Below are 16483 nucleotides of genomic sequence, written 5' to 3'. Positions count from 1 at the left end.
CAGGGTTTACCATGTCGATCACATCCGAGCTTATCTGCCAGGCCGCTGACCAACTCAAGGGTTTTGTCGGCTTCAATCACAAGACCGCCCAGTACATCGTCCGCTTCAGTGAGGACGCCTTCGGCATGGACGTGGCGGATGACGCCATCTTTCCGGCCTGCGAGTTTGTCTGGGTGCCGGCCGCGGAAGAGACCATGAGCCTGAGCCGCGAACGGATTCAACTGCTGCTGGACCAGAACATTGACGATCGGATCAACATCAGCGAACCGCTGCGGGTGTACCAGCGGCGCGTGGATATTCCCGAGATTGTCGCGCTGCGCCGGGCACTCATCGCCTCCTGAGGTGATCAACGCTGGAAAGAGTAGGCCCGTTCGACCTTGCACACCCGGGTATGACAGGCCTGGTACCAGGTTGAACGGCCGCGTTCACGGATTTCGCTGTGTTCGGCATGTTGTTTCCAGGCCAGGATTGCCGCTTCGTCGCTCCAGTAGGACACGGTGATGCCCAGGCCATCCTCGCCCCGGGCCGACTCGACGCCGAGAAAGCCCGGCTGTTGTCGGGCCAGTTCGACCATGCGCTCTGCCGCCTCGCCATAACCATGATCACCCTCGGTGCGCAGGGAGGTGAAGATAACGGCGTAGTAGGGCGGTTGCGGTGTCTGGGCGATCATTGTTGCTGGCTCGCGCAGGCCGCCAGGAATGCACTGGTCAACGCCGGGATACGGCCTTCCAGCGCCGCGCGTTCGGGCTGGAACAGGGTCGCGACGAAGAACGGATGCCCCTTGAGTTCGATCGCGCGCAGATCGCCCTGGACGTCATGGCCGCTGGCGCGCAGGTCGCCATCGAGCAAGGCGCTTTCGAACTCGGGATTGATGCCGTAGCGGCAGTGATAACCTTCGTGGGTTTCCAGGGCCCCGTAAGCCTTGGCGATCAGCGAGCCCTCGACAAACTGGATACGGTCGTGGGCTTCGACCAGGGAGCAGCTCAACGGTGAAATCACCGCGCGCGCTGAGTCGGGCGCTGTTTCGCCATGCTCGGCATCCGCCCAGCCCAGTACATGACGCGCATATTCCAGGACGGCATGCTGGAAACCGCCACAGGTGCCAAGGAACGGTCGCTGTTGTTCGCGGGCGTAAGTGATCGCCAGTAATGCGCCTTCCAGGCTGCGGTAGGGGCTGGCCGGTACGCACCAGAAACCAGCAAAAAGGCTCAGGTCGGTCTGTGGTGTGAGGCTATCCGTGGCCAGCCAGTGAGCCTTTACCTCAAGCCCGGCAGCCTCGGCCGCCCGTTGTAGAGCCACGGGAATGGCGCGGTGAGCGGTGACCTGTGGGTCGTGATCGCCGATCAGGGCAATGTTCAGGACGGTGTGTGGCGAGCGCTGTTCCATGGAGTTTTCCCTCAGGCTTGTTGATTCCTGGGGCGAACTATAAGGTGGCGGTGACGCATTCAATATAGGCAGTTATCCAATTGATCAATGCACCGTTGCACTATCGGATGGAGCACGCCGACCTTTCGCTGATTCTGGCGCTGGTTCGTGGGCGCTCCCTGGCACGGGCGGCGGGATTGCTCAAGGTCGATGTCTCGACGGTGTTCCGTTCGGTGCGTCGGTTGGAGGCCTTACTGGGCCGTGAGCTGTTCGAAAAGAGCCGCGCCGGTTATCTGCCCACCAGCCTGGCGCAATCCCTGGCCGAACAGGCGGAGCGTGCCGAGCAGGCGTTGGAAGCCGCGTGTGTCAGCATTGAGCAGGGCGGCGAGGTGATCAGTGGTACGGTGCGCCTGACCTGTACCGATTCGGTCCTGCATGCGCTGTTGTTACCGGCGCTGGCGCGGTTTATGCCGGCTTATCCGGCCTTGACCCTGGAGCTCAGCACCTCCAACGATTTCGCCAACCTGAACCGGCGCGATGCCGATATCGCCTTGCGGTTGACTGACTCGCCACCGGAGCATCTGGTGGGGCGTTGCCTGGGGGCGGTGTCTTATCGGGTGTGTGCCAGTCCGGGGTATTTGCCGGCGCTTGTTCCTGAGGATCTGGGGCGAGGGGTCTGGATCGCCCCGGATGATTTTCTGCCCGATCATCCGAGCGTGAGCTGGCGTCGCCAGCATTTCCCCGGGGTGGTACCGAGTTACCGCTGCAACAGCATGTTGTCGGTGGCGGAGTTGGCGCGGGCCGGATTGGGCATTGCGGTGTTGCCGGATTTCCTGCTGGGTGAGCAGCAGGGCTTGCGGCCCCTGGCCGAAGTGCCGCCGAGCTACGATACGGCGTTGTGGCTGCTGACCCGTCCCGATTGCCGGGCGTTGCGCTCGGTGGTGACCTTGTTCGATGAGCTGGCCCAATCTATTCGCCTTGGGCCTGGTGCCGAAATACTTTCCTGAAAACACACAGGCCTTTGTAGGCGCCTGGCTTGCCCGCGAGGCGTCCTTGAGGACGCTGAAAGCTTCGCTGGCAAGCCAGGCTCCTACAGGTACGCGGTGTTTTTAAAACAGCGTTTCACCGACGACTCAGGTCTTGCGCACGAAATGCTCGTGCATCTCCAGCGTCAGACCCTCGATACGTTCGGTCAGTTGCTTGGTCATTTCGGTCAGTTGGGTGTTCTGTTCGAGCAGCGCCAGCAGTTGCTCGGTGGTTTTTGCCGCCTCGGCCTGCCGTTCGGTATTGGCGACAGCCAGGGCTTCGCGGTGCTGGGCATCGGCGTCGGAATGGGCTTTGTCCCGCGCGGCCTGGCGAGTCTGGGCCAGCAGGATCAAGGGCGCGGCATAGGCCGCTTGCAGGCTGAACGCCAGGTTGAGCAGGATGAACGGGTAGACGTCGAACTGGGTCACGCCCGCGACGTTGAGGATAATCCAGGCCGCGACGATCACCGTCTGGGCACCGAGAAACATCGGTGTCCCAAAAAACCGTGCAAAGGCTTCGGCCTTCAGCGCAAAGGTGTCGTTGCCGAAGGTGGTGGACAGATGGGCGTGGGGGCGATGGAAGCGTAGATGGTCGACGATTTTCTTTGGGGTTTCAGGACTTTTCGCTTCGGAACTTTCTGACGTCATGGTGGACTCTGCAAGGCGTGGGAATCAAGGCTCACTATAGCCCTATCCGACGTTGCCCGGCGCCATCCCTGGCGCTCTCGTCTGGCCCGCTGTGTATCAGCTCTGCCCAGCGAACATGCTGACCGCGCGCACCGCCTGATTGGCCCCTTCGCGAATCTGCAGGATCACCGTGCCGGCCTGGTCCGCCAGGTCGACCCCTTTGGCCGCTCGGTCGCGGGTGCCGTTCATGCTGTCGATGGCCTTCAGGGTTTCGTTCTGGATCATGCCGATCATCTCGGAAATCTCTGCGGTCGAACCGCTGGTGCGCGCCGCCAGCAAGCGCACCTCGTCGGCGACCACCGCGAAGCCGCGTCCCTGTTCGCCGGCCCGGGCCGCTTCAATGGCCGCGTTCAACGCCAGCAGGTTGGTCTGGTCGGCAATCCCGCGAATGGTGTTGACGATGGCGGTGATCTGTTCGGAGCGCTCGCCCAGTTTGGCGATCAGCGTGGAGGAGCCTTCGATGTTCGAGGCAATTTCACGCATCTCGGTGGCGGCCTGCTGGATAACGCCAGTACCGTGCTCGGCGACTTTTCGCGTCTCGATCGAGAGGTGATAGGCCTCGGTCGCACTTTTGGCATCCTGTTCGTGTTTCTCGACACCGCTGGTAACGTCCGAAGCCAACTTGACCACTTTGCACAAGCGACCGCCGGCGTCGTATACCGGGTTGTAGCTGGCCTCGAGCCACAGGGTCTGGCCACGCTTGCCGACGCGTTCGAACTGGCCGTTGAAGAACTCGCCCTGGTTCAGGCGGCGCCAGAAATCCTGGTACTCGCTGCTGTTGGTGGTGGCCGGGTTGCAGAATATCTTGTGGTGCTTGCCCTGGATCTCCGCCAGGGTGTAGCCCATCAGCTTGAGGAAGTTCTGGTTGGCAGAGATGACACTGCCATCGAGGTTGAATTCGATCATCGCCATGGCCCGGTCGATAGCCTGCAACTTGCCGTTGGCCTCGCTCTCCTGTTGCATCCTGGCGGTGATGTCCAGGGCGTATGCGATGACCTTGAAGAGACTGCCGCTGTCATTCTTGATCGGGTTGTAGCTGGCTTCCAACCAGATGGACCGGCCATCGGCCGTGACCTGCTCGAAGGTCCCGGCTTCGAACTGGCCGGACTTCAGTCGTGACCAAAGCTGGCTGTACTCGCTGCTGCGGGCGTAGGCCGGCGTGCAGAGCGTCCGGTGCGCCTGGCCCACCACCTGCTCCTGGCGATAGCCGGTGACCTTGAGAAAGTTCTCGTTGGCGCGCAGGACCGTGCCATTGAGGTCGAACTCGATCACGATCATGGAGCGGTCGATGGCCGCGAGTTGGTTGGCTTGCTCGGTGACGGATTGTTGCAGGGTACTGATGGCTTTCTTATGGGAGGCAAATAGCATGGCGTCTGCTCGGAGAGGGATACAACGTGAGAGTTAGTCCCTGATCATGCGGCTTGCGGCTTGTCCGAGAGGGGCAAGGGAAGTAGCAGCCCAGTACCAGTGCTCCATGACTGGTGGTTCATTTGATACAGCCCACCGCACTGCCACACCCATAAACGTCCGTGGGTTGTGCGAATGTCTATATCCAAGTGATCGTTCAAAAAAAAGATGACTGAATAATGGCCTAATGATATTTCTTTTCTTATACAAAGCAATGTGTGTTTGTACAATTTTATGGGGCGTCTTTCAGACTGGCGGCGTGGCTCAAGCCGAGTTGACCAGGTTGCACGCGCATCCCTCGGCGCTGTCCTCTTCGGCGCTGTTGACCTTGTTGCGCCCGGTGTTCTTGGCGACATAGAGCGCCTTGTCGGCTTCGTTCAGCCAGGCGCCGGCATCGCTGAAATCCCGGCGGCAGGAGGCCAGGCCGATACTCAGGCTGACCCGTAATTCCGGGACCTCGGCATTGCGATAGTTGCCGAACACCTCACGCAGGCGCTCCATGACGTCATTGGCGCGCTCCAGTGACATCTCCGGCAGGATCACGCAGAACTCGTCGCCGCCATAACGCCCGGCCAGGTCATCTTCGCGCAGGTTATCGCGCAGGTCCTTGCTCAATTGGCGCAGCACGCTGTCGCCGACCAGGTGGCCGTAGGTGTCGTTGATGGCCTTGAAATGGTCAATGTCGATCAACGCAATCACTGCCTGGCACTGGCTGTGGCGGCATTTGTGGAACTTGAGGTGCAGGAGGTCTTTCCAGGAGCCGTGATTGAGCAGCCCGGTCAGGCTGTCGGTGCGGCTCAGGGCACTGAGGGTACGTTTGTGTTCGGCCAGGTTGATCGCCAGTTGATAGCAACCTATGCCGATCACCAGGGGATAGAGGATCAGCACCGGCAGCACGCTGTAGATCTGTATCGGCGTGGTCAGCGGGTTGAAGGCCGGGGCGAAGATCAGCCAGGACACCAGGATGCCGATGGCCTGGGCGACCAGCCCCTGGGCCATCAGCCGGGGGCCGCCGGCGGCGACGTTGTGCATGGCCATCAAGGCCAGCATGTTGACCGTGGTCAGTGGCGTGAACTGGATGGTCGCGGCCCAGAATCCGCCCATCAGCGAATCGATGAGGATATTGCGGCGTTCAGCCCGATAGGGAAAGGGCGAGCGTTTGGCGATCTGATAAGCCAGGTGCGGCCAGGCCACTGCGTTGATGCTCAGCAGTACCCAGATCCACGTTGGCATGGCCAACGGGTAAAGTGCGGCGATTATGCTGAAGCAACCGATACCAACGCCTACCGTACGGGGCAGGTAAATGCGCTTGGCAAACGATAGCCCTTTGCCTCGTTGGATTTGCATAGGTTTTTTTGCGCCACTTTATTCATCTGAACACCTGGGCGGTGTTCTGCACGGAACGGCCGTTCATCGGATAAGAAGGATGAATATTGTCGAGCATTCCGTAAAGAATAATCAGTGTCCTTCCAAGCCATTTAGAAGGTCTTGAGGCGGTTTTAGCGGTCTGTGCCGGCTATTTGACGATTTCGTAGCCGGCGAGAAACAGATCCAGCGACGATTCTATGACGCGGCTTTGGGTAGAGGGGTCCAGGGGCGGCTGGCCGAGGCTGATCTGTGGCCAGAAGGCGAAGGTTTTGAGCAGGCCGTGCAACTGCGCCGCGGCGAAGGCCGGGTCCACGGCTTTGAAGGTGCCGTCGGCCTGGGCATCACGAATCCACTGGTTGAAGGCTTCTTCCCGTTCGGCCAGGCGCGCGACCATGCCCTGGGCGCGCTCGGGTGAATGGATGGTGGCGGCGATGGCCACACGGGCCAGGTCGAGAAAGCTGCTTTCACTGAGCAGGCGCAGTTTCAAGGCCATCAATTCGCGCAACTGCTCACGCAAGCTGCGATCCGGGTGGTAGGACATATCCACTTGTGCCGCACTGCTGGCCCACAGGTGGTGCATGATTTCCGCGAACAACTCTTCCTTGCTGGGAAAGTGGTTGTACACCGTGCGCTTGGACACCTCCGCCTTGGCGGCGATCTTGTCCATGCTGGTGGCCTCGAAACCGTCGGCGCGAAAGGCCTCGATGGCCGCCTGGATGATGGCTTCACGTTTGCGGTCGGTCAGGCGTAGGGGAGCGGTCATGGGCGGCTTCGGCAGGAAAAGAAAAATTACACTCGGTAGTTTACTTATCGGCAGCGTTGTTGCAAGCTTGAAACTACACTGTGTAGTGTAGTTGCTCTACTCCAGTATTTCATCGGTTCAAGGCTTGCGTGCAGCGGCCCTTGATCATTCAGCAGAAGAACGTGGGAACCCTTGGCGGTTTCCGGGAGTCACCCCGTAATGACCACTCGTTCGCTTACCCGCGCCAAACCCTCGTCCTTGCAGGAGCAGGGGCAGTACCGCAACCATGCTCCCACCCCCCAGGGCGGGTTCGGCAAGATGCTCGGTATTTTCTGGAAGATGCTCTTTCACAAACCCCGCACTACCCGTCCGTCCGGCAGCGTTCCGGTCCTGGGGCTGACCCGTGAGCAGTTGTTGGCGGCGGAAGACTTCAGTGTCTTTCGTCTTGGCCATTCGACCTTGTTGCTCAAGCTGCAGGGCCTGTTCTGGTTGACCGATCCGGTGTTCGCCGAACGTGCGTCGCCAGTGCAATGGGCCGGTCCCAAGCGCTTTCATCAACCGCCCATCAGCCTTGAAGAGTTGCCGCCTATCGAGGGCGTGATTCTTTCCCACAATCATTACGATCATCTGGACTATAAGACCGTCCTGCAACTCGCTGCCAAGACCCGCTATTTCCTCGCGCCCATGGGCGTGGGCGATCTGTTGATCAAGTGGGGTATCCCCGCTGACAAGGTCCGGCAACTGGACTGGTGGGAAGAAACCCAGGTCGGCGACATTCGTTTCGCCGCCACCCCGGCACAGCACTTTTCCGGTCGCACGATGTTCGACAACAACCAGACGCTGTGGGCGTCCTGGGTGATGATGGTGGGCGAGCAGCGGATCTTCTTCAGTGGTGACAGCGGTTATTTCGAAGGCTTCAAGCACATCGGTGAACATTACGGCCCCTTCGACCTGACCCTGATGGAAACCGGTGCCTACAACGTCGATTGGCCCCATGTGCACATGCAACCGGAACAGAGCCTGCAGGCGCACCTGGACCTCAAGGGCCGTTGGTTGCTGCCGATCCACAACGGCACGTTCGACTTGTCCTTCCATGTCTGGCACGAACCCTTCGACCGGATCCTGGCCCTGGCCTGGGAACGCAATGTGTCCATCACCACGCCGCGGATGGGCGAAGCCTTCAACCTGCTGCAACCCCATCGCGGGTACGCCTGGTGGCTGGAAGTGGAGCACCCGGAAGAGGCGCAGACGCCGATCACCGCGCGCTAGGGTGTCTCACGGGTTACATTGAATTTTCACTCAGCCTGCAACCGATTGTGTCCGGCGCTTCTGACGGAAGCGCCCATTAGGATGACCGCCGCCAGTGAAATGGATCACTGGCGTTTGGTTTCCTCAGGACACGATTCATGTATCGAATGCTCAAAAAGCGCGCCGTGATGCTCACCCGTTTGGCGTTGCTGCACGCCCTTTGTCTGACACCGCTTGTCAGTCAGGCGAATACTCCCGACCAAGCTGTATTTCCGGCGCCAGCCTCGGTTAAAAACCAGGCGTTGGCGCAGATGGTCTATGCCAGTGCCGCCGAGGTGGCACTGGCGCTGGCCGAAGGGCGCTTCACTTCGCAGGAACTGGTGAGCTATCTGATCTCCCGTGCAGCCGATCTGGACTCGTTCGGTCCGGCCATCGAGGCGGTGATCGAGTTCAATCCCGAGGCCTTGTCGATTGCCGAGGCGTTGGACGAAGAGCGCCAGGCGGGTAATCTGCGTGGCCCCCTGCATGGCATCCCGGTGTTGCTCAAGGACAATATCCATACCGCCGACCAGATGCAGAGCGCGGCCGGGTCATTGGCCATGGTCGGCACCGCCGCGGCTGATGACGCGTTCATCGTGCAAAAACTCCGCGAGCAGGGTGCGATCATCCTGGGCAAGACCAATATGAGCGAGTGGGCGAATTTTCGCGGTGACCAACTGCCTGATGGGTGGAGCGGGCGAGGCGGACTGACCAGGAACCCCCATGGGCTCAAGGGCGATGTCTGTGGTTCCAGTTCGGGTTCCGCTGCGGCGATAGCGGCGGGTTATGCACCGCTGTCGTTGGGGACCGATACCTTCGGGTCGGTGATTTGCCCGGCGTCGAAGAATGGTGTCGTCGGCCTGAGACCTTCCGTGGGGTTGTTGAGCCGCACGGGAATCATTCCTGCTTCCCGCGAACTCGACAGTGCCGGGCCGATTACACGTACGGTGCGTGATGCCGCCTTGCTCCTCAATGCCATGGCGGCCCTCGATCCGCAGGACCCGGCTACGGCGCAAGTCCCCGCAACGAAGGACTACACGCAAAAGCTGAAAGCCGATGCGCTACAAGGCAAGGTCATCGGCTATCCCAGTCGCTTCAAGCCTGGTAGTGAAGACTTGAACGAGCATCCGCAGTTTGCCCAGGCCTTGGACACCCTGCGTGGCGCCGGCGCGCAACTGGTTCCGGTCGACTTGAAGGGGACCGATTGGAGCGAAAACGATTGGACGCGAGTGAGCCGCCTGTTCGACATGACGATCAAGCGGGTGCTGCCCGGCTATCTGGCCAGCCGCTCGGGTCTGAAGGCCTCTACCCTTCAGGAACTGGTGGATTACAACGAAAAGAATCCCGGTGCGGAAAACTACAACCAGGACCTGCTCAAGCGAGCCAATGCGCTGGTATTTGACGAAGCCGAATACCTGAAGCTGTCGGACGGACTGGGCGATGAGGCGCGCGGCAACGTCGATAAGCTGCTGGCGGATAACGGACTGGATGCGGCACTGGGGGATCCTCATCCGTTTGCGGTGCTTGAACTGGGCAGCGCAACCTTTGCCGGGTATCCGGGGATTACCGTGCCTTCGGGCATGGATGCCGATGGCATGCCCACCTCGGTATATTTCTACGGTGCGCGCTGGAGCGAGGATGAGCTGCTGGCGATCGCCTACGGCTACGAGCAGGCTTCGAATGCGCGACAGGACCCGGACTTTGAATAAGCCCGGGTAGCGGTGAGCCTGCCACCGAGTCTGGTGGCAGGTTGCAAGGTCAGCCTTTTACTGTATAGCGAGCCGCCGGTACCTGATGCGACAGGTTGGGCTTCAGGGCTTGGCGTGCCTGTTCGAAGGCTTGCCAATCGGCAATATCCGGCAGCGACGGGATAGTAACCAGCTCGCCAAGAGCCAGCCCGGCGAGCGCGGCATCCACCAGATCTTCGCTGTTCATCACGATCTCACCGGGCAGATGCTGTATCGGCAACCCGGCGATATCCCAGAACTCGGTGCTGATCGCCCCGGGTAATACGGCCTGGACCTTGACGCCTTTTTCGCTCAGTTCGTGATGCAGGGACTGAGTGAAGGCCAGTACAAAAGCCTTGGTTCCGCCATACACACCGTTGAGCAGCTCGGGGGCGATGGCGACGATGGAGGCGATATTGATGATCGTCCCTTCAGCACGGGCCACGAAATTGGTCGCCGCCGCTTTGGCCAGACGGGTCAGGGCGACGACGTTCAAGTGAATCATCGCATCCATTTTCGCCTGTTCGGACTCCAGCAGCGAGGCGGATGCCCCGACACCGGCGTTGTTTACCAGCAGGTTGATCCGCTGGTCCTGTTCGAGGATTTGCGCGATTCGCGCCAGATCGCCTGAGTCATTCAAATCGGCCTGAACCACTTCGACGGTCCGTCGGGTCGCGTTGCCCAACCGTGCGGCCAGTTGCTCCAGGCGTTCGCGATTGCGGGCCACCAGAATCAGGTCGTACCCCTCGTGCGCCAGACGGTCGGCGTAGACCGCACCGATACCGGAGGAAGCGCCAGTGATCAGGGCAAAACCCTTCGAAGATGATTGAGTCATTGCAAGGCTCCAGAGTGGCCGACGAGATGTCGGCGTTGCTGGTGTTAAGATTATGGTGGTAATTTATTGGCAGCAATGTCATATCTCCCACCTTTTGAGACATTATCGAGTCCTGCCCATGATCCGTGTCGGCATTATCCTGTTTCCTGGTTTCCAGGCGCTGACGTTGGCGACCGGTACGGTTTTCGAGCACGCCAATCTGGAAGTCGAGCGCGAGGTCTATCAGGTGGACCTGCTCTCCGAGCACGGTGGTACGGTCAAAAGCTCCATCGGCTTCAGCGTCGAGACCCAGCCCTTCGGTGTGCAGGATTACGACACGCTGGTGGTGGTGGGTGATAACGACCTGGTGCCAGGGACGACAGGCCTGATTGACTACCTGCGCGGTGCACCGGCGTTTGCCCGGCGTATCACCTCGGCTTGCACCGGCTCGTTTCACCTGGCGGCGGCCGGTCTGCTCGAGGGGCGACGAGCGACCACCCACTGGTACCACGCGCGGATTTTCAAGCAACTGCATCCCGCTGTTCGACTGGAGGAGGACAGGATCTTCACCGTGGATGGTCCGATCTGGACTTCGGCCGGCATGACCGCCTGTATTGACCTGGCATTGGCCCTGGTAGAGCAGGACCTGGGGGTGGAAGTGACTCGCAATCTTGCGCGCACGTTGGTGGTCTATCACCGCCGGACGGGTGGCCAGTCGCAGTTTTCCGCACTGCTGGACCTTGATCCGAAGTCTGATCGTATTCAGAGCGCCCTGGCGTTTGCCCAGGAGAACTTGCGGGAAGATTTATCCGTTGAGCAACTGGCGCAAGTGGCTCACCTCAGTCCGCGTCAGTTCAGCCGGCTGTTTCGTGCCGAGACCGGGCAGTCGCCGGCCAAGGCGATTGAACACCTGCGCCTGGAGGCGGCACGGTTGATGATGGAATCGGGCTGGCACTCCATCGATGTCGTCGCCCGCGACACCGGCTTCGCCGATCCGGAGCGCATGCGTCGGGCTTTTCTGCGGGCCTATGGTCAGCCGCCGCAGATGATCCGGCGCTCGCTGCAATTGCAGATGTAGCCGTTGTAAGGAATCACTCGCTTGGCGAGCGGGGTTTTTCGTTCAGCCCCCAGGCGAGTACGGGTCTACCATTAGTTCGAGACTGGAAGCAGAGCGTCAGGAACAACCATGGCCCATCGAATTCATCTTTTCGGCGCGTCGGGCTCCGGCACTACGACCTTGGGTATGGCGCTGGCCGAGCGCTTGGGAATTGCCCATTTTGACTCGGACAACTTTTACTGGCAGCCCGCCGACAAGCCTTTCAGTTGCAAGCGCCCCCGTGACCAGCGGGTGCAGTTGCTGCGTGAGCAACTGGCCCGGCAGGACAACTGGGTGCTCTCCGGTTCGCTCTGTGGCTGGGGCGACCCCTTGATTCCGGCGTTCACCCTGGCGATTTTCATGCGCCTCGACCCGGAGGTCCGCTTGCAGCGCTTACGCGTTCGCGAGTTCCAGCGCTATGGTGCGCAGATCCACGAAGGGGGAGAGCGGTTTGTCGCGACCCGTACCTTCCTGGAGTGGGCGGCCGGCTATGACACCGGCGACCATGGCACCCGCAGTCTCAAACGACATGAAACCTGGATCAGGAACCTGCCATGCCCGGTGTTGCGGCTGGACACCACCGAGCATCCGGTGGAGGCGTTGGTCGAGCAGGTGATGCGCGCGCTGGAGCGGCCGGCTGCATCGGTGTAGCTGATTACTCGATCAGTTCGTAATCCTTGCGCTCGATCGGGTCCGGTGTGGTTCCGCGGATATTCATCCCGCGACCGGGGGCAAACCCGGGGAAGAACACCAGGCCTTCGGCTTCGAAGCGAAAGGCCAGGGCCAGCCGGGTAACATCCCTGAGTGGTTCGCCGGCTTCGAAGCGCTGGATGGCGGCGACCGAGACGCCGGACTCCCGGCTCAGTTGCTCATGGCTCCAGCCCAGCATGACCCGCGCCTGCAGGCAGTGTCGGGGCGTGAATTGATGCAAAACGATGCGTTCAACGGTGGTCCTCATCACATGACTGGCGGCTTGGCTGGACATGGCACTCTCCGGGCTTGATCGGCTGATTTGAAAAATACTGTGTTTTTGTACAGTTGTTTTTCGACCTGATCAAACGTTTTTTCAGCATTCCGATTATCGGTATCGAGCTGTTGTGTTCGTAGGGATTGGATCAGCCCATGCGTCGGCATTGACCGTACGACATGCTTTGTCACGGCCTTTCTTTGCTTGGTAAAAACAATGTTGTGTAGGGTGTGTATTTTTGGCTTGATGTGATTCAAGCGCGTGTGTACCTTACACAACAGAGCTCAAGGAGTGAGCATGCGAAGCAGAGAGGTCATTGAACTGATCGAAGCCGATGGTTGGTATGAGGTGGCGGTGAAAGGAAGTCACCACCAATTTCGGCACCCGAGCAAGACAGGCCGCGTCACTGTTCCCCATCCCAAAACGGAAATTCCGAAGGGAACACTCCACAACATATTGAAGTCGGCTGGCCTCAAGGGCACAGCGTATAGCGATGGCAACCGTAATGACGTGTTTCCATATGGGCGAGGTATCCAATGAAATTTCCAGTGGTACTACATAAAGAGGCGGAATCAGACTACGGCGTGACCGTGCCGGATGTGCCAGGTTGTTTTTCTGCCGGAAGCACTTTTTCCGAAGCGCTGGAGAATGTGCATGAGGCCTTGGCCTTGCATTTCGAGGGTTTGCTGGCTGACGGTGAGCCGTTACCCCATGCGCGGGAGGCCGATGTCTATCTGGATAACCCGGACTATGCCGGCGGTCTCTGGGCCATCGTCGACTTTGATGTGACGCCTTACCTGGGCAAGTCGGTTAGATTCAACGCCTCGTTGCCCGAGCATCTGCTTGAGCGGATCGACGAACGTGTGCAGAAGGATCATCGCTACGCCTCGCGCTCGGGGTTTCTGGCGACGGCGGCGTTGCGCGAGTTGTATGCCTGATGGGTTGCAAAGGGAGAGATGTATCAGCCAGAGTGGCCGGTCTCAACAGGAGATAGAACGATATGGCCGTCCGTTGTACATCACTCGAAGAAGTCCGCGAAAACATCGACCGTCTGGATCGGCAGATCGTAACGCTGCTGGCGGAGCGGGGTACCTATGTCACTGAGGCTGCGCGCTTCAAAAAAGACAGCGATGCCGTCAGGGCTCCACAGCGCGTGGAGCAGGTCATCGCCAAGGTGCGGGCATTATCCGAGGAGTACGCCGCCAATCCCGATGTGGTCGAACAGGTCTACCGGGCCATGATTGCGGCGTTTATCGAGCAGGAGTTGCAAGAGCATGGAGGCGCTCGCCACTTATCATCTCCTTCCTAGCATCAACCTAAAAAGGAATCCCGCACCTGATCTGCGGGTTGCTCACGCTCGGTCATGAAGTCGGCAGTCACCCCCTCACCCTCAAACCAGCTATCCCATGATTCGCCAGCAGGGGTGATAATCCTTGTTCTGCCGATTGCAATGACATCGACGCGCTTCACGTCATCAGGCAGCGCTACGGCTTTGGGTAATCTCACCGCTTGGCTACGGTTACTCTGGAAAATCGAGCCTTGTTCCACGGTACACCTCGGGATATGTCGGATGTATATCCCCTAATATTCGCTTATACGTTAAGGGCAACGTACGCTTGGCCGAGAATTTTGGCAGAACCTCACAAGCCATGATTGATGGGGTATCGGCCGCTCACGCACCGATCATTCGCTGATGCAAATCAGGGAATAGAAGCTGCGCAAACCAGATGGGTAAACCGGGATACAGGTTACGGGCTTTGGGGCTCAGGCTTTCCACAATTCCCAGGTTTACGAGTATCTTGAGCTGTTCGATAGCGGTCCTCTCATTGAGGCCGGTGAACACCTTGAAGTCAGCACGACTGATCGTTCCCTGCGTCAAAAGGATATGCAGTGCACGAGCCGACTCCAGCTTCAGTCCTGCCTTGAGAATACGCGGCTCCCATTTGAATATGGTTTCCAGGCGCGCTCTCATTTGGGCAACGTTCAACGCCTGTTCCGTATAGCGCATCTGATCCAGGCAGGTCTCCAGCATGAAACCGACGAACTCGAATAACCCGGCTTGAGTGAGTTGTCCTCGGTCATCGAGGTCTCCACGTCGAGGTTTGTCGGCGTTGGCGAGAAAGGCGTAATAAGCGTTCTGCTGTCGCGCCAGCCCTCTTGAAAGAGACCACAGCGGCGATGCCAGGCCGAGCTTATGCAATTGCAGATGAGTAATCAGTCTTATGCTGCGTCCGTTTCCGTCCACGAAGGGGTGAACCCAGGCTAGCCGATGATGGTAGGCCATGGTCGCAAGCAGGCGGCTACGGGAGTCGGGAAGGCGTCCGTAGACTTGTTGCATCCGTACCAGCATGGGGGCGACCGCTGTACTGGCGGGCGCAGCATGATCCCCGACTAAAACATCCTTCTGTGCTTCGTCGCGCAGTTGGCCTGGAATCAGCAGGCCGCCGTCTACCAGGCGTAATTGTTCGGGTGTCGCTCCGTGAAAAAGACGCCGATGCACACGCGCAATGAATTTTGGGTCGAAAAAAGTAGCCCAGGGCGACTCCGCATAGAGTGTCATGGCTCTCTCAAAAGCCTGCTGGGCACCGATATGAGTCATTGCGAGTTCTGACAACTCTTTGCGGCTGCGTTTTGGGGCGGAAGGTGCCAATGTGAGCGGTTCAGTAAACTGGCCTTCAATCAGATTGCTGTAAAAGCTGCTGGTCACCCGCAGGAGCCCACCGACACGAGAGGCCATTTCAGGTGGGACCATTCCTGTCAGCTTTCCAGCCTGGAAGGGAATGTCCTCGGCCAGCTTCAGAAGCTCGGCAGGGAAGCTCGGCATGAGCGGCTCAAGCCAGTGGTTTCCTGTCATCAATGTGGACGACATTGTGGCTCCTTTTGCAGATTTTTTTGCAGATTTTTTTAAGACTGAATGGCTTGTATTTAAAGGGCTGTAAGAACTTATAGCATCATTTTTTTGAGGAGGGTTGCAGATTTTTTTGCAGATATCTTTGGCAGGAGTCTCGAGGTGGTAAAAGTAGGTTTCAGATCGTTTTTGAGGTAGCTAATTTCGCTCATTCTATCGCTGGTATCTCGTCCTACTCCCAAGTCAGAAAACTCATCGGACGCCTGCCCACTATGGCGAATTGTTCCTGATAAAGAGGTGGGCTTAGAGTCTGAATGGCTTGCTGGGTAATCTGGCGAGAAGGGTTTCGCAGCCCTTTTACGCAACACGAAAAGCATCATGAAAGCGTTGGCGGCTGTATATTTGCTGCTGCTCGTTTCATGGTGGCTGTGTGTGGGAGGCTTTCGAGCCTGCCGAGTTTCGTGTTCATCGGTCTGCGAACCCGCACACAGCTGCCGCCCATTTCGTTTCGCAGCGAAGGGTGGTCATTCTCTAGTAACACGGAGTTTAACGATGAATACTGAGCATACCCCCAGGCGCTTTATCCCGATGGACAGCGTGTCCACTGAGTTCCCGGTCCTCTATATCGACCGCAATGCCCCGCTGGTTGATCTGCATGCCTGCGTCAGCGAGCGCATGCGGGCGGTCAACAAGCTAATGATCCTGTTCACCTGTAGCCGGCTCAGCGACAGCGATCCGCGAGACCTGGGCAATATCGCCTCGATCTCACGGTTGTTGCTACAGGATGCCAGTGACGTGTTCGATGTAATCGAAACGCGAGGGCTGGAAGCGAAGCACCTGGCTTCATGACGCAGTGATCAGACGCAAACGAAAAAGCCCTGAACCAAGGTCAGGGCTTTTCGGCTTTCCGGTCTATTCACTCAAAGTGAATGCCCGCATCAATCCCAGCTCAACGCCCCGCCAGTCTGATACTCGATCACGCGGGTCTCGAAGAAGTTCTTCTCTTTCTTCAAGTCCATGATCTCGCTCATCCAGGGGAACGGGTTGGTGGTCCCCGGGTACTCTTCCTTCAAGCCGATCTGGCTCAGACGACGGTTGGCGATGAACTTGAGGTAGTCCTCCATCATTGCCGCGTTCATGCCCAACACGC

19 protein-coding genes and 3 pseudogenes are annotated in these 16483 nt (G+C 59.0%); 10 read left to right on the top strand and 12 right to left on the bottom strand.

Annotation, left to right across the window (positions count from 1 at the left end):
- Positions 1–11: 11 nt before the first annotated feature.
- The gene (locus HX830_RS22045) at positions 12–341 is read left to right on the top strand and encodes a DUF2025 family protein (RefSeq protein ID WP_177102642.1); all 330 of its coding nucleotides are present in this window, start codon (positions 12–14) and stop codon (positions 339–341) included.
- A gap of 5 nt (positions 342–346) precedes the next feature.
- On the opposite strand, the gene HX830_RS22040 is transcribed toward HX830_RS22045, so the two are convergent.
- On the bottom strand, positions 347–670 hold the full coding sequence (locus tag HX830_RS22040) for an antibiotic biosynthesis monooxygenase family protein (RefSeq protein ID WP_152741256.1): 324 nt from the start codon (positions 668–670) through the stop codon (positions 347–349).
- Positions 667–1386 carry a CTP synthase C-terminal region-related (seleno)protein gene (locus HX830_RS22035; protein WP_177102640.1) on the bottom strand — a complete coding sequence of 240 codons (720 nt, stop codon included), beginning with the start codon at positions 1384–1386 and terminating at the stop codon, positions 667–669. The genes HX830_RS22040 and HX830_RS22035 overlap by 4 nt, the downstream gene beginning before the upstream one ends.
- A gap of 80 nt (positions 1387–1466) precedes the next feature.
- Between HX830_RS22035 and HX830_RS22030 the strand changes: the two genes are divergently transcribed.
- A complete protein-coding gene (locus tag HX830_RS22030) occupies positions 1467–2372 on the top strand; it encodes a LysR family transcriptional regulator (RefSeq protein ID WP_256350593.1) in 906 nt (301 codons plus the stop codon).
- 126 nt (positions 2373–2498) lie between these two features.
- On the opposite strand, the gene HX830_RS22025 is transcribed toward HX830_RS22030, so the two are convergent.
- The 5 genes and pseudogenes from HX830_RS22025 to HX830_RS22010 all read right to left on the bottom strand — a co-directional run bounded on the left by HX830_RS22025 (position 2499) and on the right by HX830_RS22010 (position 6615).
- Positions 2499–3038, bottom strand: coding sequence for a DUF1003 domain-containing protein (locus HX830_RS22025; protein WP_152741254.1), 540 nt, complete (start codon positions 3036–3038; stop codon positions 2499–2501).
- A 96-nt stretch (positions 3039–3134) separates the two neighbouring features.
- Positions 3135–3563 (bottom strand): annotated as a pseudogene (locus HX830_RS32600) (methyl-accepting chemotaxis protein); the annotation flags it as partial.
- Positions 3564–3680: 117 nt separating this feature from the next.
- Positions 3681–4355 (bottom strand): annotated as a pseudogene (locus HX830_RS32595) (PAS domain-containing protein); the annotation flags it as partial.
- Between the two features lie 393 nt (positions 4356–4748).
- Positions 4749–5831: a diguanylate cyclase gene (locus HX830_RS22015; protein WP_177102638.1), complete on the bottom strand. Its 1083-nt coding sequence runs from the start codon at positions 5829–5831 to the stop codon at positions 4749–4751.
- Positions 5832–6000: 169 nt separating this feature from the next.
- Positions 6001–6615: a TetR/AcrR family transcriptional regulator gene (locus HX830_RS22010; protein ID WP_103498819.1), complete on the bottom strand. Its 615-nt coding sequence runs from the start codon at positions 6613–6615 to the stop codon at positions 6001–6003.
- Positions 6616–6813: 198 nt separating this feature from the next.
- Between HX830_RS22010 and HX830_RS22005 the strand changes: the two genes are divergently transcribed.
- Positions 6814–7863, top strand: coding sequence for an MBL fold metallo-hydrolase (locus HX830_RS22005; protein WP_152741251.1), 1050 nt, complete (start codon positions 6814–6816; stop codon positions 7861–7863).
- Positions 7864–8000: 137 nt separating this feature from the next.
- Entirely contained in the window at positions 8001–9590 is a 1590-nt protein-coding gene (locus tag HX830_RS22000) for an amidase family protein (protein ID WP_248769027.1), read from the top strand.
- Positions 9591–9639: 49 nt separating this feature from the next.
- Here the strand turns inward: HX830_RS22000 and HX830_RS21995 are convergent, their stop codons facing one another.
- A complete protein-coding gene (locus HX830_RS21995) occupies positions 9640–10443 on the bottom strand; it encodes an SDR family NAD(P)-dependent oxidoreductase (protein ID WP_177102628.1) in 804 nt (267 codons plus the stop codon).
- 118 nt (positions 10444–10561) lie between these two features.
- Here HX830_RS21995 and HX830_RS21990 point away from each other — a divergent pair, with 118 nt between their 5' ends.
- Both HX830_RS21990 and HX830_RS21985 read left to right on the top strand, forming a co-directional pair.
- Positions 10562–11500 (top strand): GlxA family transcriptional regulator, encoded by a 939-nt coding sequence (locus tag HX830_RS21990; RefSeq protein WP_177102625.1) that lies wholly within the window; start codon positions 10562–10564, stop codon positions 11498–11500.
- A gap of 108 nt (positions 11501–11608) precedes the next feature.
- On the top strand, positions 11609–12169 hold the full coding sequence (locus HX830_RS21985; RefSeq protein ID WP_152741248.1) for an AAA family ATPase: 561 nt from the start codon (positions 11609–11611) through the stop codon (positions 12167–12169).
- Between the two features lie 4 nt (positions 12170–12173).
- Here HX830_RS21985 and HX830_RS21980 read toward each other — a convergent pair whose 3' ends face one another.
- Positions 12174–12503 (bottom strand): helix-turn-helix domain-containing protein, encoded by a 330-nt coding sequence (locus HX830_RS21980; protein ID WP_103498814.1) that lies wholly within the window; start codon positions 12501–12503, stop codon positions 12174–12176.
- A 279-nt stretch (positions 12504–12782) separates the two neighbouring features.
- Here HX830_RS21980 and HX830_RS21975 point away from each other — a divergent pair, with 279 nt between their 5' ends.
- The 3 genes from HX830_RS21975 to HX830_RS21965 all read left to right on the top strand — a co-directional run bounded on the left by HX830_RS21975 (position 12783) and on the right by HX830_RS21965 (position 13794).
- Entirely contained in the window at positions 12783–13025 is a 243-nt protein-coding gene (locus HX830_RS21975) for a type II toxin-antitoxin system HicA family toxin (protein WP_177102623.1), read from the top strand.
- Positions 13022–13423, top strand: a complete 402-nt coding sequence (locus tag HX830_RS21970; protein WP_100944165.1) for a type II toxin-antitoxin system HicB family antitoxin — start codon at positions 13022–13024, stop codon at positions 13421–13423. The genes HX830_RS21975 and HX830_RS21970 overlap by 4 nt, the downstream gene beginning before the upstream one ends.
- 62 nt (positions 13424–13485) lie before the next feature.
- Positions 13486–13794, top strand: a complete 309-nt coding sequence (locus HX830_RS21965) for a chorismate mutase (RefSeq protein ID WP_152741246.1) — start codon at positions 13486–13488, stop codon at positions 13792–13794.
- A gap of 2 nt (positions 13795–13796) precedes the next feature.
- Here the strand turns inward: HX830_RS21965 and vapB are convergent, their stop codons facing one another.
- A complete protein-coding gene (gene vapB, locus HX830_RS21960) occupies positions 13797–14033 on the bottom strand; it encodes a type II toxin-antitoxin system VapB family antitoxin (RefSeq protein WP_177102621.1) in 237 nt (78 codons plus the stop codon).
- A gap of 124 nt (positions 14034–14157) precedes the next feature.
- Positions 14158–15354: a Fic family protein gene (locus tag HX830_RS21955; RefSeq protein ID WP_256350591.1), complete on the bottom strand. Its 1197-nt coding sequence runs from the start codon at positions 15352–15354 to the stop codon at positions 14158–14160.
- A gap of 531 nt (positions 15355–15885) precedes the next feature.
- Between HX830_RS21955 and HX830_RS21950 the strand changes: the two genes are divergently transcribed.
- Positions 15886–16182, top strand: a complete 297-nt coding sequence (locus tag HX830_RS21950) for a fructose-bisphosphate aldolase (protein ID WP_152741244.1) — start codon at positions 15886–15888, stop codon at positions 16180–16182.
- 89 nt (positions 16183–16271) lie between these two features.
- On the opposite strand, the pseudogene HX830_RS21945 reads toward HX830_RS21950, so the two are convergent.
- Positions 16272–16483, bottom strand: a pseudogene (locus HX830_RS21945) (ribonucleotide-diphosphate reductase subunit beta); the annotation flags it as partial.

Origin of the sequence: Pseudomonas gingeri, assembly GCF_013385425.1 — a bacterium.
In the GTDB taxonomy this organism is placed as follows: Bacteria; Pseudomonadota; Gammaproteobacteria; order Pseudomonadales; family Pseudomonadaceae; genus Aquipseudomonas; species Aquipseudomonas gingeri_D.
This window is presented reverse-complemented; position numbering and strand designations above follow the sequence as displayed.